Origin of the sequence: Rhodoferax sp., assembly GCF_023701345.1 — a bacterium.
Taxonomy (GTDB): Bacteria; Pseudomonadota; Gammaproteobacteria; order Burkholderiales; family Burkholderiaceae_C; genus Rhodoferax.
The window spans coordinates 1-19,582 of sequence record NZ_JAMPXE010000031.1 but is presented as its reverse complement, the minus strand read 5'-3'; the positions used below and the strand labels follow the sequence as shown (position 1 = coordinate 19,582).

The window sequence follows — 19,582 nt, the reverse complement described above, 5'->3', positions numbered from 1 at the left end:
TTCTCCCACTTCAACACAAGCAAATTGGCGTCATCATGCCGCAATTTGGCCTTGTTTGCTGGGTTCTCCCAAAGTCTGCAGGCTATTTGGGCATCAACCTCTACACAGCCTTCTGCATTTGCGCTAACTTGGCCTGATTTTTTAAACCCTGAAAAAAAGAAGAGCGCCATGTTTGACTACCTCATCATCGGCGGCGGTTCAGCCGGCTGTGTGCTGGCCGCCCGCCTGTCGGAAGACCCGACCATCACGGTGGCGCTGCTGGAAGCGGGGCCGGTGGACAGCAGCGTGCTGATTCACTGCCCGGCGGGCCTGGCGGTGATGGCCAAGTTCAGCCTGCTCGGCTGGGGCATCAACACCGTGGCGCAAGCCGGTCTGAATGGCCGATCGGGCTACCAGCCGCGTGGCAAGGTGCTGGGCGGCTCCAGCTCCCTCAATGCCATGGTCTACACCCGTGGCCACCCGGCTGATTACGACCACTGGGCAGCGCAGGGCAACCCCGGCTGGTCGTACGCCGAGGTCTTGCCGTATTTCAAGAAAGCCGAACACAACGAACGCGGCGCCGATGATTTTCATGGCTTAAACGGTCCCCTCAATGTGATGGATTTGCGCAGCCCCAACCGCTTTGGCGAACTGTTCGTGCAGGCGGGCGAGCAGGCGGGCTACCCGCGCAACGCCGATTTCAACGGCGCCGACCAAGAGGGCGTGGGCCGCTACCAGGTGACGCATAAAAATGGCGAGCGTCACAGCACCGCCAAAGCCTACGTCACACCCAATCTGTCGCGGCCCAATCTGAAGGTTTTCACCGGCGCACGCACCACTCGCATCCTGCTCGATGGCAAGCGTGCCGTGGGTGTCGAGTATGTGCACGAGGGCCAGACCCGGCGCCTCAAATGCCGCCGCGAGGTGTTGTTGTGCGCGGGCGCCATCCAGTCACCCCAGTTATTGATGCTCTCGGGCATTGGCCCGCACGAACACCTGCTGGCGCAGCAGATCGCGCCGATCCACCACCTGCCGGGCGTGGGCCAGCATTTGCATGACCACATTGACGTGGTGCAGGTGGTCGATGCACCCCGCGCCAAGGACCTGTTTGGCGTCTCGCCGGGCGGCGTTTTGCGCGTGCTCAAGGGCATTTTCGAGTGGCGCAAGGCGCGCAGCGGCATGCTGACCACCAATTTCGCCGAGGCCGGCGGCTTCATCAGGAGCGACCCGTCAGAGGCCATGCCCGACCTGCAACTGCATTTTGTGATCGGCAAACTCATCAACCATGGCCGCACCACCACGCTTGGCCACGGGTTTTCCTGCCATGTGTGTTTGCTGCGCCCGCACAGCCGCGGCAGCGTGCGCCTGGCCAGCAAGGACCCGCAGGCGCTGCCGCTGGTGGATCCGGCATTTTTGAGCCATCCCGACGACATGGCGCGCATGGTGCGCGGCTTCAAGCTGATGCGCAACATTCTGCAACAGCCGGCGTTGGCGCAATTCGGTGGACGCGAGCTGGCGGCCACCGCCGGGGCGAAAACCGATGCCGAGATCGAGCAAGTCATCCGCAAGCTGGCCGACACCATTTACCACCCGGTGGGCAGCTGCCGCATGGGGCCGGGTGCACTGGATGTGGTTGATGCCGAGTTGCGCGTGCATGGCCTGCAAGGCTTGCGCGTGGTCGATGCCTCCATCATGCCGCGTATCGTGGGCGGCAACACCAATGCCCCGGTGATCATGATTGCCGAAAAGGCCGCCGCTATGATCAAGGCATCGGTCCGTTGACCCACACCTTTGCCCAACCACTTTAACTTCCATGACCTACCAAGCCAAGCCCGCGCGTTACGACACCATGCCCTACCGCTTTTGCGGCAAAAGCGGCCTCAAACTGCCCGCCATTTCACTCGGTCTGTGGCACAACTTTGGCGATGCCACGCCGCTGGCCAGCCAGCGCGAGATGCTGCGCACCGCGTTCGATGCGGGCATCACGCACTTTGACCTGGCCAACAACTATGGCCCGCCCTACGGCAGCGCCGAGACCAATTTCGGCGAGCACCTGCGGCGCGACTTCAAGCCCTACCGCGACCAGCTCATCATCTCCAGCAAGGCCGGCTGGGACATGTGGCCCGGCCCCTACGGCGGCGGTGGCGGCTCGCGCAAATACGTGCTGGCCAGTCTGGACCAGAGCCTGCAGCGCATGGGATTGGACTATGTGGACATCTTTTATTCACATCGCTTCGATCCCGACACGCCGCTCGAAGAGACCATGGGTGCGCTGGCCAGTGCCGTGCAACAGGGCAAGGCCCTGTATGTGGGCATCAGCAGCTATTCAGCCAGCAAGACGATTGAGGCCGCTGCCCTGCTCAAGAGCATGGGCGTGCGCCCACTCATTCACCAGCCCTCGTACAGCCTGTTGAACCGCTGGATCGAGGAAGACCTGCTCGACGCGCTCGATGACACCGGCATGGGCTGCATTGCCTTCAGCGCGCTGGCGCAAGGCCTGCTGACCGACAAATACCTCAATGGCGTGCCCCAGGAGGCACGCATCAACCGGCCCGGCGGCGGTTCCTTCAAGCCTGACTTTTTGAATGAGACCAACCTCAGGCATGTGCGCGCCCTGAACGACCTGGCGCAGGCGCGCGGCCAAAGCCTGGCGCAAATGGCCATCGCCTGGGTGTTGCGCGACGCGCGCGTGACCAGCGCCCTGATCGGTGCCAGTTCAGCCGCGCAAATCACCGAGCTGGCTGGCGCGCTCAAGCACCTGGACTTCAGCGCGGACGAGCTCAAGGCGATTGACCAGCACGCGGTGGAAGGCGGCATCAATTTGTGGCAAAAGCCATCGACCGACCAGCGCCCTTGAAACACGATCTTCACGCACGCGCCAACCTGCTGGCGCTGGCCGCGATTGCCATGTGGGGCAGCCTGGCCAGTCTCGGGGTGGCGCTGGGCCATGTGCCGCCCTTCTTGCTCACCGGTCTGTCGCTGCTGGTTGGCGGGCTGATCGCGCTGCCGCTCTCTGGCTTCAGGCTGGCGGCGTGGCGGGTGCCGTTGCCCACCTTGGCGCTGGGTGTCTATGGCCTGTTTGGCTACCACTTTCTGTTGTTTGTCGGGCTGCAAAATGCGCCGCCGGTGCAAGCCAATCTGGTCAATTACCTGTGGCCGCTGCTGATCGTGGTGCTGGCGCCGGTGCTGCTGCCGGGGCTGACCATGCGCTGGCAGCATATTCTGGCCGGGCTGATTGGTTTTACGGGTGCCGTCATTGTGATTCTGGCCAGCGTCGATGGGGATGCCCAGGCGCCTGGCGGTCTGCAAAGCGACTGGCTTTGGGGTTATCTGGCCGCCGCAGTCGCGGCCTTCATCTGGTCCACCTACTCGCTGCTGACACGTCGTGTGCCTCATTTTGACACCGCCGCCATTGGCACTTTTGCCTGGATCTCAGGCCTGCTCGCCTTGCTCTGCCACGCGTTGATGGAGCCCAGCGTCACCTTAAGCCTGCGCGACTGGGCGCTGATTGGCCTGATGGGACTGGGGCCGCTGGGCGGCTCCTTCTTTTTGTGGGACAAGGCCCTCAAGGCCGGTGACGCGCGCCACATCGGCCTGTTGAGTTACCTGACGCCGCTGCTGTCCACGTCCATGCTGCTGTGGGTCAGCGGCCGCGCTTTGACCTGGCCGGTGGCGCTGGCGGGCGTGCTGATTGTGGGCGCCGCCTGGCTGGGGACGCGTGTCAGATAGGCACGCTTTCACCGGGCACAATGTGGCCATGATTGAACTCACACACATTCAAGCTGCCGCCCAGCGCCTGCAAGACCATTTGCTGCGCACACCCTGCGTGGCCTCACAAACACTTTCGGACATCACCGGTGCGCAGGTGTTTCTGAAATTCGAGAACCTGCAGTTCACGGCCTCGTTCAAGGAACGCGGCGCCTGCAACAAGCTGTCGCAGCTCAGTGCCGGGGAGCGTGCCCGTGGCGTTATCGCCATGAGCGCCGGCAACCATGCCCAGGGGGTGGCCTACCACGCGCAGCGGCTCGGGATTCGCGCGGTGATCGTGATGCCGCGCTTTACGCCGGGCGTCAAAGTTGAGCGCACGCGCGGTTTTGGCGCCGAGATCGTGCTGCATGGTGACACCCTCGACGAGGCGCGCGCCCATGCATTGCAGTTGTCCGAACAACAGCAGCTTGTCTTTGTGCACCCGTATGACGACCCCGACATCGTCGCCGGCCAGGGCACGGTGGTGCTGGAAATGCTGCAGGACGTGCCCGCGTTGGACACGCTGGTGGTGGCGATTGGCGGCGGCGGCCTGATCGCCGGCATGGCCACTGCGGCCAGGGCGATCAAGCCCGGCATCGAGATCATTGGCGTGCAGGCCTCACGCTTCCCGGCCATGTACAACGCCATCAAGGGCACACACCTGCCACAAGGCAGCAGCAGCATTGCCGAAGGCATCGCGGTGGGCACCCCTGGCGTGTTGCCGCAAGCCATCATCCGCGACAAGGTGAACGATCTGGTTTTGGTGGACGAGGGCGACATCGAGCAGGCCATCGTGATGCTGCTCGAAGTCGAGAAAACGCTGGTCGAAGGCGCCGGTGCCGCCGGCTTGGCGGCGTTGCTGAAATACCCTGAGCGCTTTAAAGGCAAAAAGGTGGGCGTGGTGCTGTGTGGCGGCAACATCGACCCGCTGTTGCTGGCCGCCATCATCGAGCGCGGCATGGTCCGTGCCGGCCGTCTGGCGCGCCTGAAGGTGAGTGCCCGCGATGTGCCCGGCACGCTGGCCCTGATCACCGCCACGGTGGCCAGCGCCGGGGCCAACATCAACGAGGTCCACCATCAGCGGGCCTTTACCACGCTGGCGGCGCAAAACGTCGAGGTTGAACTGGTGATTCAGACCCGTGGCCCGCAGCACATCAACGAGGTGCTGGACGCCCTGCTGCAGGCGGGTCTGCAGGCGCAACTGATGCAATAAGGCCACCAGGCCGGGTGCCGGGCCATGGAGCCGACACGCGGCATTTTTGGCTTGGATCAATGGCGTTGCACCTGTGGATGTAACCGTCAGGTAACTGTTGGCCATGTTCCCTAAAATCGACTGTTTGGAGTTGTTGTGCCACACAGCCGAACTCCTGGCCATTTTTATAACATCCCGAGGACAAGTCCACCATGCCAAGCCTGAACCCCAATGCGCCAAGCCATGTCAAGAACACCAAACTGATCGCCTGGGTGGCCGACATGGCCGCGCTCACCCAGCCCGACAGCATCTACTGGTGTGACGGCTCCGATGAAGAGTACGCGCGCCTGTGCCAGCAGCTGGTTGACTCGGGTACCTTCAAAAAACTGAACCCCGCCAAACGCCCCAACAGTTTCCTGGCCTGCTCCGACCCGAGCGACGTGGCGCGCGTGGAAGACCGCACCTACATCTGCTCCGAGAGCAAGGAAAACGCCGGCCCGACCAACAACTGGATGGCCCCCGCCGACATGCGCGCCACCCTGCAGCCGCTGTTTGACGGCTGCATGAAGGGCCGCACCATGTACGTGGTGCCCTTCAGCATGGGGCCGCTGGGCTCGCACATTTCGCACATTGGCATCGAACTCACCGACAGCGCCTATGTGGCGGTCAACCAGAAAATCATGACGCGCATGGGCAAGGCGGTGTATGACGTGCTCGGCGCCGACGGCGAATTTGTGCCCTGCATGCACACTGTGGGCGCGCCGCTGGCGGTGGGGCAGTTGGATGTGAAATGGCCCTGCAACAGCACCAAATACATCGTTCACTTCCCGGAAACCCGCGAAATCTGGTCTTATGGTTCGGGTTACGGCGGCAACGCCCTGCTGGGCAAAAAGTGCTTTGCGCTGCGCATTGCCTCCAACATGGGGCGTGACCAGGGCTGGCTGGCCGAACACATGCTGATCCTGGGTGTGACCACTCCGCAGGGCAAAAAGTACCATGTGGCCGCCGCTTTCCCCAGCGCCTGCGGCAAAACCAATTTCTCCATGCTGGTGCCCCCGGCAGGTTTTGAAGGCTGGAAGGTGACCACCATCGGCGACGACATCGCCTGGGTCAAGCCGCATGCTGATGGCAAGATGTACGCCATCAACCCCGAGGCGGGCTATTTTGGTGTGGCGCCGGGAACCAACTACCACACCAATCCCAACTGCATGGCCAGCCTCGACAAAAACGTGATTTTCACCAATGTCGCGCTGACTGATGACGGCGATGTGTGGTGGGAGGGCATGGAGCAGGACGGTGGCGGCTTGCCCGCGCATCTGATCGACTGGCAGGGCAAGGACTGGACGCCCGAGATCGCCCGGGCCAGCGGCGCCAAGGCGGCACACCCGAATTCGCGCTTCACCGTGGCCGCCGGCAACAACCCCGCGCTCGACCCCGAGTGGGACAACCCGGCGGGTGTGGCCATTGATGCCTTCATCTTTGGCGGCCGCCGCTCCACCACGGTGCCGCTGGTCACCGAATCCCGCAACTGGATGGAAGGGGTTTACATGGCGGCCACCATGGGGTCCGAGACCACCGCAGCGGCCGTGGGCCAGATGGGCGTGGTGCGCCGCGACCCGTTTGCCATGCTGCCGTTCTGCGGCTACAACATGAGCGACTATTTCCAGCATTGGCTCGACATGGAGCACAGGCTCGAAGAACAAGGCCACACCCTGCCCAGGATTTTCTGCGTCAACTGGTTCCGCAAGAACGAGGCCGGCAAATTTGTCTGGCCCGGCTACGGCGACAACATGCGCGTGCTCAAGTGGATGATTGACCGCCTGGAAGGCAAGGCGCAGGGCGTTGAGACCATGTTTGGCATCGCCCCCCTGTTTGACGAGCTCACCTGGACCGGCCTGCCCTTCAGCGCCGAGCAATTCAACACCGTGACCAGCATCGACAAGGCTTCCTGGGCTGAAGAGCTCAAACTGCACACTGCCCTTTTTGAGCAACTGTCCTACCATTTGCCACTGGCGCTCATTGACACCAAGGCCATGTTGACGCAGCGTCTGCAAGATTGAAGCTGTACTTGACATGAGACAACACACAGCTGTGCCGCTTGGGTAAACTGGCATCCCGTTCAAGGAGTTACCTCATGAAGATTCTTCTCGCCGTTGACGGCAGTGCTTACACCAAGAAAATGCTGGCCTATCTGGCTGCCCATGAGTTGTTTTCGCCTAAAAACGAATACACCGCCTTCACTGCCCAAATGATGCTGCCGTCGCAGGCGCGTGCCGCGCTTGGCAAGGAGCTGGTGACCAAATATTACGAGGACGAAGGCCAGCGTGTCATGACGCCGGTCCAAAAATACCTGGAGCGTCAGGGGATCAAGGCCAAATGCATCTGGAAGACCGGCAACGCGGGTGAGCTGATTGCCAAGCTGGCTGAGGCTGAAAAATTTGACCTCGTGGTCATGGGTTCGCACGGCTATGGTGCCCTCGTCAATCTGGTGGTGGGTTCGGTCGCGACCAAAGTGCTGGCGAGCTGCAAAGTGCCCGTGCTGATCGTGCGCTGAAGCTTCTTGGAACAAATTAAAGGAGGCCGAGTTGGCTAAAGGAATGATTTTGGCCGCCGGCCAGGGCACGCGCGTGCGTCCCTTGACGCGGGACTTGCCCAAGCCCATGGTGCCCATTCTGGGCAAGCCGGTGATGGCGTACCTGATCGAACATCTGGCGCGCCACGGCATCACCGAGATCATGGTCAACGTGGCCTGGCACCATTACAAAATTGAAGAGTATTTTGGTGATGGCAGGCGTTGGGGCGTGCAGATCGGCTACGCCTACGAAGGCGTGCGTGACCATGGTGAGATCTTGCCGCGGCCGATGGGTTCAGCCGGCGGCATTCGGCGCATCCAGGATTTCAGCGGTTTTTTTGACGAGACCACGCTGGTGCTGTGCGGCGACGCGCTGATTGACCTCGACATCACGGCCGCCCTGGCAGAACACCATGCCAAGCAGGCCCTGGCCAGCGTGGTGGCGATGGACGTGCCGCTGGCCGATGTGCAAAATTATGGCATCGTGGTGGCGGCCGCCGACGGACGCATTGCGTCGTTCCAGGAAAAACCCAGGCCTGCCGAGGCCAAGTCGACACTGGCGAGCACCGGCATTTATATCTTCGAGCCGGCGGTGCTCGACCTGGTGCCGTCGGGCCAGGTGTACGACATTGGCTCCCAGCTGTTTCCTGACCTGGTCGCCCATGAACTGCCGTTTTATGTGCAGAACCGGCCTTTCAAATGGCTCGACATCGGTCGGGTGGGTGATTATTGGTCGGTGTTGCAGCAGGTGTTGCGCGGCGAGGTGGCTGACATGACCATGCCGGGGCGGCAGATCAAGCCGGGCATCTGGGTCGGGCTCAACACGTCGGTCCCATGGGACGAGGTGTCGATTGAAGGCCCGGTGTACATCGGTTCGAGTGTGCGCATCGAACCCGGCGTTTCGATCGTGGGCCCGGCCTGGATCGGGCACGGCAGTCATCTGCGAACCGGCTGCAAACTGGTGCGCAGCATCTTGTTTGAGTACACGCGTATTGCCGCCGACATGCGCATTTATGAAATGATCGTGTCGCCTGACTATTGCGTGGACCGCCATGGCGACACGCTGTACCATGATGACGACGCCACCCAGTTGCGCTGGGGTGACGCCCGGGCCTGAAGGCGCATCCCCGGCGCGTCATCCGGGCCAGCGCAGCCAGCCCCACACCAGGCCAAGCGTCAGCAGCGTCACCGGCACGCCCACGCGGGCATGCATGCGCCAGTCCAGCATCACCCCGCTTTTTTGCGCCAGGTCGACCACAATCAGGTTGGCGATGGAGCCCGTCAGCAGCAGATTGCCCGCCAGCGTGCTCACCAGCGCCAGCGTCACGCCGGCGTCCGGGCCCTTGAGGTGCGGCAGCAGCAACATCACCGCTGGCACGTTGGAAACCAGATTGGACAAGCCGACACCGGCCACCAACAAGACGCCGGGGTCGGCCAGATGCACACCCTGGGCCGCCAGCCAGACCACCGCCTGCGCCGCCAGGCCGGTGGACTCGAACGCGTGGTTGACGACAAACAGGCCGATGAACAGCACCAGCAATTGCCAGTCGATGAAGCCCATGACGTCGGACGAGTGCAGGCGCCGGCTCAGCAGCAGCACGCCGGCGCCGACCAGTGCGGCCACCTCGCGCGGCCAGTCGGTGAACAAAAATACCAGCATCAGCGCCGTCGCCACCGCCAGCCCCTTGGCTGTCTGCCAGACATCAAACGGCGGGGCTTGCAGCGTGCCATACCCTTCGGGCAGGTCGACCGGCACCGCCGCGGATGCGTCGCCCGGTGTGTCCCGGCCAGGCTGCCACACCAGCCAGGCCCACAGCAGCCCCAGGCTCAACGCCACCGGCGGCAGTGCCTGGCGCACATAGCCGCCAAAGGGCAGTTGCAGCATCGAGCCGATCAGCATGTTTTGCGGGTTGCCGATCAGGGTGGCCGCCGAGCCGATGTTGGCGGCGCAGGCCAGTCCCAGCAAAAACGGCACCGGGTTCAGGCGCCGCTGCAGGCACAGGTGCGCCACCAGCGGCGTCATGGCCAGGCAGATGATGTCGTTGGAAAACACCGCCGACAAGACACCGGCCACGCCAATGATGGCGCCCAGCAGCGCGTTGCGTCCCAGCGGCAGCGCGGCCACCCGGCGCGTGACTGCGGTGTAAAAGCCGCCCAGGCGCATTTGCGCCGACACCACCATGAACGAAAACAGCAACAGCACGGTGGGCAAATCGACGGCGCTCGCCGCTTGCCCGGTGCTCATCGCGCCCAGGCCGATCACACCAATGGCGCCGAGCAGCGCCACGCCCGAGCGATCGAGCTTGAGGCGCGGCAGGCCGCCCAGAATCATGCCGGCATAGACGGTGACAAAAATCGCCACAATGCCCCAGTCGAGCAGGCCATGTTCAGGTTTCATGGGGTGTGCGTGGTCGTTCGTAATAAGGTTGCCAACTTTAACCGGCTGGCTGGTGCGCCTGGCGCAATGCGGCCTGAAATGCCTGTGTCACCCGCGCCGGCTGCGGCGAGGCCCGCACAATGCTGAAAAAGCTGCAGTGGTAGGTGAACAACTGGGGCTGAACGGCGTGCATGCGGCCCTGGCGCACAAAACTCTCGGCGTAGTGGTCGGGTAAAAAACCCAGAAAACAGCCCGACAGGATCAGCGTGGCAATCGATTCCTGGTCGTAGCCGGTGGCCGCACGGCTGAGCTTGACCTGTTGGCTCAGTTCCATGTTGGGCGAGTGGTAGCCCAGCCCGGCAAAAGCATAGTCGCGCAGCGCCTCCCAGCTTTGCGGCTCCTGCTTTGCCTGCGTGGCAAACAAGGGGTGGTCGGCACTGGCATACAGGTACATGGTCTCGGTAAACAGTTCGTCATAGGTCAGCACGGCCGAGCTGCGGTGGCCGGGAATGATGCCGACCTGAAACTGGCCGTCGAGCACGCCGCGCTCAATGCTGTTGAGCGGCGCCACGTGCAGGTGCAGGCGCACGTCCGGCGCCTGCTGCACAAAGCGCCGGATGGCGCCGCCGATGTGGGCGGCTGGGTTGCTGGCGGTCTTGTCAAAGACGGCAATGTGCAGTTCGCCGCCCATGCGCTGGTGAATCTCGTCGACGCGGCTGCGAAAGGCATCCACCCCGGCGAGCAGGCGCAGCGTCTCGGCATAAATCTGCTCGCCTTCCGGGGTCAGTGCAAAACCGGCGCGGCCGCGCCGGCACAGGCTCAGGCCCAGGCGGGTTTCCAGGTCCTTGATATGGCGGCTCACCGTGGAGGTGCCTATGTTGAGCTCAAGCTCGGCCGCCGCCATGCCGCCGCAGTCCACTACCGTCTTGAACACGCGCAACAGGCGGATGTCCATGTCGCTCAACTGTCCCAGGGCAGCGCGTGTTTTTACTTGCATAGGTTGGCAACCAAGTAGTGATAGTTAAACATTTATAAGAGTAACAGAGTCACGCAAAATCGCCAACTTGCACTTTTGGAGAACCCATGAACATGCCCGACACCCAAGCCTTGACCCGCCCCCGCACCGACGCCGCCTGGCTCGATGCACACTGGATGCCGTTCACCGGCAACCGCGATTTCAAGGCCAACCCGCGCATGATGGCCTCCGCCAGCGGCTGCTACTACACCGACCTCGACGGCCGCAAGATTTTTGACGGGCTCTCGGGCTTGTGGACCTGCGGCCTGGGCCACGGCCGTGCCGAGATTGTGGAAGCCGCACGTCATCAGCTCGCCACGCTCGACTACTCGCCGGCGTTCCAGTTTGGCCACCCGCTGTCGTTTGCGCTGGCCAACAAGCTCAAAGAACTCACGCCCGCCGGGCTCGATTACGTGTTTTTCACGGGGTCTGGTTCTGAGTCGGCCGACACGTCGCTCAAGATGGCACGGGCCTACTGGCGCGCCAAGGGGCAAAGCAGCAAAAGCCTGCTGATTGGCCGCGAAAAGGGCTATCACGGCGTCAACTTTGGCGGCATCTCGGTGGGCGGCATTGGCGGCAACCGCAAGGTGTTTGGCCAGGGCATTGCCGCCGACCACCTGCCGCACACGCAGCCAGCGGCAGGCTCGTTCATTCGCGGCTGCCCTGAGCAGGGCGCCGAACTGGCCGACGACTTGCTCAAGCTGATTGCCCTGCACGACGCGTCCAACATTGCCGCCGTCATCGTCGAACCCATGTCCGGTTCGGCCGGCGTGGTGGTGCCGCCCAAAGGTTATTTGCAGCGCCTGCGCGAAATCTGCACTGCGAACAACATCCTGCTGATTTTTGACGAAGTCATCACCGGTTTTGGCCGCTTGGGCGCCTACACCGGAGCGGAGTATTTTGGCGTCACGCCCGACATCATGAACTGCGCCAAGCAGATCACCAACGGTGCCCAGCCGCTGGGCGCGGTGATTGCCAAAAAAGAAATCTACGACACCTTCATGGCACAGGGCGGCCCTGACTACATGCTCGAATTTGCCCACGGCTACACCTATTCAGCGCACCCGGTGCCGTGCGCGGTGGGCCTGGCCACGCTCGACATCCTGGTGCGTGAAAACATGATCGAGCGCGTCAAGGCGCTGGCACCCTATTTTGAAAATGCCGTGCATTCGCTCAAGGGCTGCAGCCATGTGGCCGACATCCGCAACCTCGGGCTGGCCGCCGGCTTGACCATCGATGCGCTGCCCGGTGAGCCCGCCAAACGGCCGTATGAGATTGCCAAGACGATGCTTGCCAAAGGCTTTTATGTGCGTTATGGTGCCGACACCATCCAATTGGCGCCGCCGTTCATTTCAACGCCTGAGCAAATCGACAGCCTGGTCAATGCGCTCGGTGAAACCATCAACCAAACTGCTTGAAGCTTGTCCAACATGTCACAACTACCCCAAATCCAGCACCTCATCAACGGCCAACTGGTGGCTGGCGGCACACGCCAGGCCGATGTCTTCAACCCCGCCACCGGCCAGGCCGAAAAGCGCGTGCTGCTGGCCGACAAGCTCACGGTGGAGCAGGCCATTGCCAGCGCCCAGGCCGCTTATCCGGCCTGGCGCAACACGCCGCCGCTCAAACGCGCCCGCGTCATGAGCAAGCTCAAAGTGCTGCTGGAAGAAAATGCCGATGCCATTTGCGCGCTGGTCACCGCCGAGCATGGCAAGGTCTTGAGTGACTCCATGGGCGAGTTGCAGCGCGGCATTGAAAACGTCGAATACGCCAGTTACGCGCCCGAACTGCTCAAGGGCGAGCACAGCCGCAATGTCGGCCCGGCCATCGACTCCTGGAGCGAGTTCCAGTCGCTGGGCGTCTGCGCGGGCATTACCCCATTCAACTTCCCGGTCATGGTGCCGCTGTGGATGTGGCCGATGGCGGTGGCTTGCGGCAACACCTTCATCCTGAAACCGTCCGAGCGCGACCCGTCCAGCACGCTGCTGGTGGCCGAGCTGGCGCTGCAAGCCGGCCTGCCGCCGGGCGTGCTCAATGTGGTGCATGGCGACAAGGAGGCGGTCGACACCTTGCTGACCGACCCGCGCGTCAAGGCCGTCAGCTTTGTCGGCTCGACGCCGATTGCCGAATACATCTACGCCACCGGCTGCGCCCACGGCAAGCGCGTGCAGGCTTTGGGCGGCGCCAAAAACCACGCCGTGGTGATGCCCGATGCCGACATCCCCAACGCCGTCAATGCCCTGATGGGCGCGGCCTATGGCTCCTGCGGCGAGCGCTGCATGGCGATTCCGCTGGTCGTCGCGGTCGGTGATGCCACCGCCGATGCCGTGGTCGCCGGCCTCAAGGCCGAGATCGCCAAAATGAAGGTGGGACCCGGCACCGAGTCGAGTTGCGACATGGGCCCGCTGGTGACCAAGGCGCACTTCGAGAAGGTGAAGGGCTATGTTGATCAGGGCGTGAAAGAGGGCGCCACGCTGGTGGTCGATGGCCGTGGAGTGAGTGTGCCAGGCCATGAGTCGGGCTACTTTCTGGGCGCCTGCCTGTTTGACAACGTCAAGCCCGGCATGGTGACCTACCAGGAAGAAATTTTTGGCCCGGTGCTGGGCGTGGTGCGTGTCAAGACGCTGCAGGAGGCGATGGACATGATCGATGCCCACGAATACGGCAACGGCACCTGCATCTTTACCCGCGACGGCGAAGCCGCCCGCTACTTCAGTGACCACATCCAGGTCGGCATGGTCGGCATCAACGTGCCGCTGCCGGTGCCGGTGGCCTACCACTCGTTTGGCGGCTGGAAGCGCAGCCTGTTTGGCGACCTGAGCGCCTACGGCCCCGATGCGGTGCGCTTTTACACCAAGCGCAAGACCATCACCCAGCGCTGGCCGTCCGCCGGCGTGCGCGAAGGCTCAGTGTTCAGCTTCCCGAGCAGCCGGTAACAAGCTGCTGATAAAGGTGCAAGAAGTCGGATAGACCCAGCCCGTGCCGAGGGCTTGCGCTGCGGTCTGCCTATTGCATGGCAAGATCGGGCACGAGACAAGCGCAAGGCTTATTTATTAATCGTGATTTCGGCGGTGGGCGTGTTCTTTGTCGGGTCGTAGTTCATCAACAGGCCCGAAACACCAGTCACAGTGAATTTGGTCAAGCCTATGTTCTTCTGGATCACCGCGCTGGTCAGCGTGCAGTTGATGCTGCCGTCGGTTTGCATCGTCGTCACGCAACGGGCTGTGCCCCCGGGCGAGAAGCTGCCGACCACCGTGGCGTTGGCTACAACTGTCCAGGGAGTGGTTGTTGTTGTGGGGTCGCCAATGGTCACGATCGCCGAGGCGCGCCAGCCGTTTTTATAATTGACCGCGCTGCCCGTGATGGACCAGACGGCAACAGTCTGACCGACCGGCGCCTGTGGTGCACCCGAAGCCAGGGAATAAACCAGCCGGTTCGGCGAGCCGGTTCCGGGGGAACCGATCTTGTTGGGCGTAGCGTTGTCGCTCAGGAAAGCGGCAACCGCCCAGGGCGATGCCGCCGTATTGGCCGCCAGCGCCAGCGCGGCGACCCCGGCCACATGGGGCGAGGCCATGGAGGTGCCGCTGATGGTGTTGGTGGCGCTGTCGCTGGTGTTCCAGGCCGAGGTGATGCCGCTGCCCGGTGCGAACAGATCCAGGCACTTGCCGTAGTTGGAGTAGGAGGCGCGTGTATCGGTGCTGGTGGTGGCGCCCACCGTGATGGCGCTCGGTGCCCGGGCCGGCGAATAGTTGCAGGCGTTGGCGTTGCTGTTGCCGGCCGCCACCACCATGGTTACGCCCCTGCTGACGGCGCCCGCCACGGCGTCATCCACCGCCTGGGATGCGCCGCCGCCCAGCGACATGTTGGCCACGGCGGGCCGCAACGTGCTGTTGGCCGCCCAGTCGACACCGGCAATCACGCCGCTCCAGGTGCCGGAACCGCGGCAATCGAGCACGCGCACCGGAATCAGGGATGCTGCCTTGGCTACGCCCCAAGTCAGGCCGGCCACCGTGCCGGCGACGTGCGTGCCGTGGCCATTGCAGTCGTCGGTGCCCTTGCCATCGTTGATCGCGGTGAAGCCGGATTGCACACGGCTGGCAAAGGGGTTGGTGCTTTGTTTGAAGTCGGAGTGCGTCGCGCGAATCCCGGTGTCGATGATGAAGGCGTTCACCAGCGTGCCGGTGTAGTTGTATGTGTACTCCTTGCTCAGGGGGAGGAGGTCACGCTGGTCGATGCGGTCCAGCCCCCAGGTGGCATCGGTCTGTGTCTGCAGTGACGCAGTTTCATTGAGCGCAACCGTCTGGTCCTGCTCGATGTAATTGACATTCGGATTGTTGCGGATGCCCTGCAGCGCGGCGTCAGGAAGGCTGGCGGCAAAGCCCTTGACAGCGCTGCTGTAGGTGTGGTGCAGCTGCCCGCCGGAAGCGCGCAGCAGATTGGCGGCTTCGGCTGCGGGGTTGCTCACGCTGTCCCAGAACACCACGATGTAGCGCCCGGGGATCGGTTGCGACTGCGCGTAGGGATGGGTGGCCGGGGGGGCGACCGTCTGGGCGAGAGCCGCTGGTGCGGCTACGGCGAGCGCTGTCGCGTACACGCTGAACGCCAGGAGGCGGGCGAAGAAAGTTTTTTTCATGATGACTCCAACAGGTTTGCTGAGACCAATGAAAGAACTGGCTTCACTATAGGCTTAATGGATAGGAAATTCAACTGCTCCACGACACCGCTTCCCGTATAAATAAACAGTCGCTAATCGGCAAAGCTGCCATTGTGAACCGATCAGCGCCTGTCCGACGTTGGCAGGCGCCACATCCAGAGCGCCACCAGCGCACAGCAGGCGCCGGGGACCCAGCCGATGCTGGACGGCATGAACCACCAGGCGATGAACGAACTGATCGCCATCGTGACCCAGGCGACCTGCTTGGCGCGCAGGGGCACGGCGCGCTGGCTGCGCCAATCCCGCACCATCGGGCCAAAGCGCGGGTGTGTCAGCAGCCATTGTTCATAACGCGCGCTGCCCAGTGAAAAACAATAGGCGGCCAGCAACACAAATGGCGTGGTCGGCAGCAAGGGCAACACAATGCCAATAAGGCCCAGCGCAAGGCACAGCGTGCCGCAGGTCAGCCAGAACCAGCGTTGCCAGCGGGGTCGCGAGGGTGGCGGCGGTGCCGTGGTGGGCGGGGTGGATGGCATCAATTTGAAGCGGTGTTGACAATTAGGGGGTTATTGTCAGGTTGTTTAACGCACACTTTGGTTTTTCCACTTCAAGGAGCCTGCCATGCTGATCGGACTGCCCAAGGAAATCAAGAACCATGAATACCGGGTCGGCCTGACGCCGGCCAGCGTGCGCGAGTTGACCCATCACGGGCACCAGGTGCTGGTGCAAAGCGGTGCCGGCGCTGACATCGGCTTGAGTGACGCGCAGTATCTGGCCGCCGGCGCCACGCTGGCTGCGGACGCGGCGCAGGTCTTTGCCGCCGCCGAGATGATCGTCAAGGTCAAGGAGCCCCAGTCCCATGAGTGCGCCATGCTGCGCCCGGGGCAGATTCTGTACACCTACCTGCACCTGGCCCCCGATCCCGCGCAAACGGCGGCGCTGGTCAAGTCGGGGGCGGTGTGTATTGCCTATGAGACCATCACCGGCCCCGGTGGCGGCCTGCCGCTGCTGGCGCCGATGAGCGAGGTCGCGGGGCGCATGGCGGTGCAGGCTGGCGCCGCGCACCTGGAAAAATCCAAGGGCGGCATGGGGGTGCTGCTCGGTGGTGTGCCCGGTGTGCCGGCCGCGCATGTGGTGATTTTGGGGGCCGGTGTGGTCGGCACGCACGCGCTGCAAATGGCTGTGGGCATGGGCGCCCGGGTGACCGTGCTCGACAAGAACGTGGACCGCCTGCGCCAGCTTGACCTGGTGTTTGGCAACCGCATCAACACGCTCTATTCAAATGCCCACAGCGTGGAGGAGGCGGTGCTCGACGCCGAACTGGTGGTGGGCGGTGTGCTGATTCCCGGCGCCGCCGCGCCCAAGCTGGTCACGCGCAGCATGATCAGCCGCATGAAAAAAGGTGCCGTGGTAGTGGACGTGGCGATTGACCAGGGCGGCTGCTTCGAGACCTCGCACGCCACCACCCACGCCGAGCCCACCTATGTGGTCGATGGCGTGGTGCATTACTGCGTGGCCAACATGCCCGGCGCGGTGGCGCGCACCAGCACCTTTGCCCTCAACAATGCCACCATCGCCCATGCGCTGACGCTGGCCGACAAGGGTTGGCAACAGGCACTCAGGGACAACCCGGATCTGAAAAACGGCCTCAATGTGGCCAACGGGCAGGTCACCTACGAGGCGGTGGCCAACACGCTGGGCTACGCTTACATGGCGGCGGACTCGCTGCTGGATTGACCCAGGCTGATGGGCGCGCAGGGCAGGGGATAATGCGCGCCACATGGCACTTATCACACTACTTGACGGACAACTGGCTTTCGGACACGTCCCGCTGCTGGATCACACCACTTTTTCACTGGAAACGCAGGAGCGTGTCGGCCTGATCGGCCGCAATGGCGCGGGCAAGTCCTCGCTGCTCAAGATTCTGGGCGGGCTGGAAAAGCCTGACGATGGCACCCTGCAAGTGCAGGGCAACACCCGAATTTCCTATGTGGCGCAAGAGCCGCAGCTCGATTCTGACGCCACCGTGTTTGAGGCCGTCAGCGCCGGCCTGGCCCGGGTGCGGGAACTGATTGACGAGTATTCCCAGGGCCACGGCGACCTGGACGCGATGCAAAGTGAAATCGAATCGCTGGACGGCTGGAACTGGGAGCAGCGCGTGGGCGAAACCCTGCACCGGCTGCATCTGGACGCTGATGCGCGCATCAGCACGCTCTCAGGCGGCAACAAGAAGCGCGTGGCGCTGGCCCAGGCGCTGGTGGCGGCGCCCGACGTGCTGCTGCTCGACGAGCCGACCAACCACCTGGACCTGGACAGCATCGAGTGGCTCGAAGGTTTGTTGTGCGACTTCAAGGGCAGCATCGTGACCGTGACGCACGACCGCTCGTTTCTCGACAATGTGGCGACCCGCATCGTTGAGCTGGACCGGGGCAAGCTGCTGAGCTATCCCGGCAACTTTGCTGCCTATCTGGTGCAAAAAGAGGAACAGATGGCGCAGGAAGCGGTGATCAACGCGCGCGCCGACAAGCTGCTGGCGCAGGAAGAGGTGTGGATTCGCCGCGGCGTGGAGGCACGGCGCACCAAGGCGCAGGGCCGCATCAACCAGCTCGCCGTGTTGCGCGCCAACCGCGAGGCGCGGCGCGAGGCGCTGGGCAGCGTCAAGCTCGACGTGGCCAGCGGCGCCGTCAGCGGCAAGCTGGTGGCGGAACTCACGCATGTGAGCAAGAGTTTTGCTGAGCGCAAAATCGTCGATGACTTTTCGACCGTCATCCTGCGCGGTGACAAGGTCGGCCTGCTCGGCCCCAATGGCGCCGGCAAAACCACCTTGCTTAAGCTGATTTTGGGCGAACTCAAGCCCGATCCGGCCCCGGCCAACGCGCCCAAGCCGGGCCCGGGCGAGAGCGCCTGGGGCACGGTGCGCCAGGGCGCCAACATCACCGTGGCCTACTTCGACCAGATGCGCAATGCGCTGGACCTGGACGCCACGCTGGAAGACTTTATCAGCCCGGGCAGCGAGTGGATCGAGATTGGCAACCGGCGCCAGCACGTCAAAAGTTACCTCGGCGACTTTTTGTTCTCGCCGGCACGCGCCAACTCGCCGGTGCGGTCTTTAAGCGGTGGCGAGCGCAACCGTCTGCTGCTGGCGCGCCTGTTTGCCCGCCCCGCCAATGTGCTGGTGCTCGACGAGCCCACCAACGACCTTGACATCGACACGCTCGAACTGCTGGAAGAACTGCTGCAAAATTTTGAAGGCACGGTGTTTTTGGTCAGCCACGACCGCACTTTTCTCGACAACGTGGTCACCAGCACCATTGCCTACGAGGGTGACGCCAAATGGCGCGAGTACGAGGGCGGCGTGACCGACTGGCTGACCCAGAGCAAGCGCGCCAACGAGATTGCCAGGAGCAAGGGCCAAAAAGGCGCGCAGCCGTTTCACTACGAGCGCGAGTCGGCTACCAAGGCGCAAGTGGCGGCATCTAGCAGCCCGGCTGCGCCTTTACCGACGCCCATTGCCAGTGCTGCAACCGCCAAGACCCGCAAGCTCAGTTTCAAGGAGCAGCGCGAGCTTGATGCCTTGCCCGACCTGATTGCGGCGCTGGAGGCCGAGCAGAAAGAAATTGCCGAATTGCTGGCCGACGGCAGCCTGTACGCCATCGACAATGCCCGTGCCCTGAAGCTGGCCACCCGCAGCGCGCAGATTGACGAAGAACTGATGACTGCGCTGGAGCGCTGGGAGCTATTGGGTACACCGGCTTGAAATTGCCGCGCTACAACTGCGCCAGAGGGATGCTGCCAGCGGTCTCATCGGCTTTGAGCAAGCTTATCAGCTCGGCCAGATCCTGATCCAGTCGTTGCAGGGTTTGCGGATTTAACTCATCGAGCGCGGCCGGCAGAACCCCTTCAAACGGCCCCGGCACCCTGGCCAGCAGGGTCAGCGCCTGCGGTGTGGTGTGCAAGTGCACATGGCGTTTGTCCTGGGCGTTCTTGTCCATGCGGATCAGTTCTTTTTGGTGCAAGGCCCGCACCAAATTGCTGGCGGTGGACTG

General features: G+C 63.1%; 16 protein-coding genes. 11 read left to right on the top strand and 5 right to left on the bottom strand.

Features of this window, described 5'->3' with window-relative positions:
- The first annotated feature begins 168 nt into the window (after positions 1 to 168).
- The 7 genes from NDI87_RS06380 to NDI87_RS06350 all read left to right on the top strand — a co-directional run bounded on the left by NDI87_RS06380 (position 169) and on the right by NDI87_RS06350 (position 8,607).
- The gene (locus tag NDI87_RS06380; RefSeq protein ID WP_296274006.1) at positions 169 to 1,761 is read left to right on the top strand and encodes a choline dehydrogenase; all 1,593 of its coding nucleotides are present in this window, start codon (positions 169 to 171) and stop codon (positions 1,759 to 1,761) included.
- A gap of 31 nt (positions 1,762 to 1,792) precedes the next feature.
- Positions 1,793 to 2,836 carry an L-glyceraldehyde 3-phosphate reductase gene (gene mgrA, locus NDI87_RS06375; protein ID WP_296274005.1) on the top strand — a complete coding sequence of 348 codons (1,044 nt, stop codon included), beginning with the start codon at positions 1,793 to 1,795 and terminating at the stop codon, positions 2,834 to 2,836.
- Entirely contained in the window at positions 2,833 to 3,708 is an 876-nt protein-coding gene (locus NDI87_RS06370; RefSeq protein WP_296274003.1) for a DMT family transporter, read from the top strand. The genes mgrA and NDI87_RS06370 overlap by 4 nt, the downstream gene beginning before the upstream one ends.
- A gap of 28 nt (positions 3,709 to 3,736) precedes the next feature.
- Positions 3,737 to 4,939: a threonine ammonia-lyase gene (locus NDI87_RS06365; RefSeq protein ID WP_296274002.1), complete on the top strand. Its 1,203-nt coding sequence runs from the start codon at positions 3,737 to 3,739 to the stop codon at positions 4,937 to 4,939.
- A gap of 191 nt (positions 4,940 to 5,130) precedes the next feature.
- Complete coding sequence (locus NDI87_RS06360) at positions 5,131 to 6,978, top strand: phosphoenolpyruvate carboxykinase (GTP) (RefSeq protein ID WP_296274000.1); 1,848 nt, start codon at positions 5,131 to 5,133, stop codon at positions 6,976 to 6,978.
- Positions 6,979 to 7,052: 74 nt separating this feature from the next.
- On the top strand, positions 7,053 to 7,472 hold the full coding sequence (locus NDI87_RS06355; protein ID WP_296273998.1) for a universal stress protein: 420 nt from the start codon (positions 7,053 to 7,055) through the stop codon (positions 7,470 to 7,472).
- Between the two features lie 43 nt (positions 7,473 to 7,515).
- The gene (locus NDI87_RS06350; RefSeq protein WP_296274017.1) at positions 7,516 to 8,607 is read left to right on the top strand and encodes an NDP-sugar synthase; all 1,092 of its coding nucleotides are present in this window, start codon (positions 7,516 to 7,518) and stop codon (positions 8,605 to 8,607) included.
- Positions 8,608 to 8,625: 18 nt separating this feature from the next.
- Here NDI87_RS06350 and NDI87_RS06345 read toward each other — a convergent pair whose 3' ends face one another.
- Positions 8,626 to 9,888 (bottom strand): anion transporter, encoded by a 1,263-nt coding sequence (locus tag NDI87_RS06345; protein ID WP_296273996.1) that lies wholly within the window; start codon positions 9,886 to 9,888, stop codon positions 8,626 to 8,628.
- Positions 9,889 to 9,925: 37 nt separating this feature from the next.
- Complete coding sequence (locus tag NDI87_RS06340) at positions 9,926 to 10,864, bottom strand: LysR family transcriptional regulator (RefSeq protein ID WP_296273995.1); 939 nt, start codon at positions 10,862 to 10,864, stop codon at positions 9,926 to 9,928.
- Positions 10,865 to 10,950: 86 nt separating this feature from the next.
- On the opposite strand from NDI87_RS06340, the gene NDI87_RS06335 reads away from it, so the two are divergent.
- Positions 10,951 to 12,300 (top strand): aspartate aminotransferase family protein, encoded by a 1,350-nt coding sequence (locus NDI87_RS06335; protein ID WP_296273993.1) that lies wholly within the window; start codon positions 10,951 to 10,953, stop codon positions 12,298 to 12,300.
- A gap of 12 nt (positions 12,301 to 12,312) precedes the next feature.
- Positions 12,313 to 13,818, top strand: coding sequence for a CoA-acylating methylmalonate-semialdehyde dehydrogenase (locus NDI87_RS06330; protein ID WP_296273991.1), 1,506 nt, complete (start codon positions 12,313 to 12,315; stop codon positions 13,816 to 13,818).
- Positions 13,819 to 13,928: 110 nt separating this feature from the next.
- Here the strand turns inward: NDI87_RS06330 and NDI87_RS06325 are convergent, their stop codons facing one another.
- Together NDI87_RS06325 and NDI87_RS06320 are read right to left on the bottom strand one after the other, a co-directional pair.
- Positions 13,929 to 15,515: a S8 family peptidase gene (locus NDI87_RS06325; protein WP_296273990.1), complete on the bottom strand. Its 1,587-nt coding sequence runs from the start codon at positions 15,513 to 15,515 to the stop codon at positions 13,929 to 13,931.
- A 143-nt stretch (positions 15,516 to 15,658) separates the two neighbouring features.
- Positions 15,659 to 16,072, bottom strand: a complete 414-nt coding sequence (locus NDI87_RS06320; RefSeq protein ID WP_296273988.1) for a YbaN family protein — start codon at positions 16,070 to 16,072, stop codon at positions 15,659 to 15,661.
- An 85-nt stretch (positions 16,073 to 16,157) separates the two neighbouring features.
- Between NDI87_RS06320 and ald the strand changes: the two genes are divergently transcribed.
- Together ald and NDI87_RS06310 are read left to right on the top strand one after the other, a co-directional pair.
- Positions 16,158 to 17,273 (top strand): alanine dehydrogenase, encoded by a 1,116-nt coding sequence (ald, locus tag NDI87_RS06315; protein ID WP_296273986.1) that lies wholly within the window; start codon positions 16,158 to 16,160, stop codon positions 17,271 to 17,273.
- A gap of 43 nt (positions 17,274 to 17,316) precedes the next feature.
- Positions 17,317 to 19,293, top strand: a complete 1,977-nt coding sequence (locus NDI87_RS06310) for an ATP-binding cassette domain-containing protein (protein ID WP_296273985.1) — start codon at positions 17,317 to 17,319, stop codon at positions 19,291 to 19,293.
- A 10-nt stretch (positions 19,294 to 19,303) separates the two neighbouring features.
- Here the strand turns inward: NDI87_RS06310 and NDI87_RS06305 are convergent.
- Positions 19,304 to 19,582, bottom strand: a 279-nt coding sequence (locus tag NDI87_RS06305) for a MarR family winged helix-turn-helix transcriptional regulator (protein ID WP_296273984.1), incomplete at its 5' end; no start/stop codon positions are given.

Bases quoted from the DNA above. Each gene is read 5' to 3' on its own strand.
- NDI87_RS06380 (WP_296274006.1), top strand. From the start codon at position 169: ATGTTTGACTACCTCATCATCGGCGGCGGTTCAGCCGGCTGTGTGCTG.
- mgrA (WP_296274005.1), top strand. From the start codon at position 1,793: ATGACCTACCAAGCCAAGCCCGCGCGTTACGACACCATGCCCTACCGC.
- NDI87_RS06365 (WP_296274002.1), top strand. From the start codon at position 3,737: ATGATTGAACTCACACACATTCAAGCTGCCGCCCAGCGCCTGCAAGAC.
- NDI87_RS06360 (WP_296274000.1), top strand. From the start codon at position 5,131: ATGCCAAGCCTGAACCCCAATGCGCCAAGCCATGTCAAGAACACCAAA.
- NDI87_RS06355 (WP_296273998.1), top strand. From the start codon at position 7,053: ATGAAGATTCTTCTCGCCGTTGACGGCAGTGCTTACACCAAGAAAATG.
- NDI87_RS06350 (WP_296274017.1), top strand. From the start codon at position 7,516: ATGATTTTGGCCGCCGGCCAGGGCACGCGCGTGCGTCCCTTGACGCGG.
- NDI87_RS06345 (WP_296273996.1), bottom strand. From the start codon at position 9,888: ATGAAACCTGAACATGGCCTGCTCGACTGGGGCATTGTGGCGATTTTT.
- NDI87_RS06340 (WP_296273995.1), bottom strand. From the start codon at position 10,864: ATGCAAGTAAAAACACGCGCTGCCCTGGGACAGTTGAGCGACATGGAC.
- NDI87_RS06335 (WP_296273993.1), top strand. From the start codon at position 10,951: ATGAACATGCCCGACACCCAAGCCTTGACCCGCCCCCGCACCGACGCC.
- NDI87_RS06330 (WP_296273991.1), top strand. From the start codon at position 12,313: ATGTCACAACTACCCCAAATCCAGCACCTCATCAACGGCCAACTGGTG.
- NDI87_RS06325 (WP_296273990.1), bottom strand. From the start codon at position 15,515: ATGAAAAAAACTTTCTTCGCCCGCCTCCTGGCGTTCAGCGTGTACGCG.
- NDI87_RS06320 (WP_296273988.1), bottom strand. From the start codon at position 16,072: ATGCCATCCACCCCGCCCACCACGGCACCGCCGCCACCCTCGCGACCC.
- ald (WP_296273986.1), top strand. From the start codon at position 16,158: ATGCTGATCGGACTGCCCAAGGAAATCAAGAACCATGAATACCGGGTC.
- NDI87_RS06310 (WP_296273985.1), top strand. From the start codon at position 17,317: ATGGCACTTATCACACTACTTGACGGACAACTGGCTTTCGGACACGTC.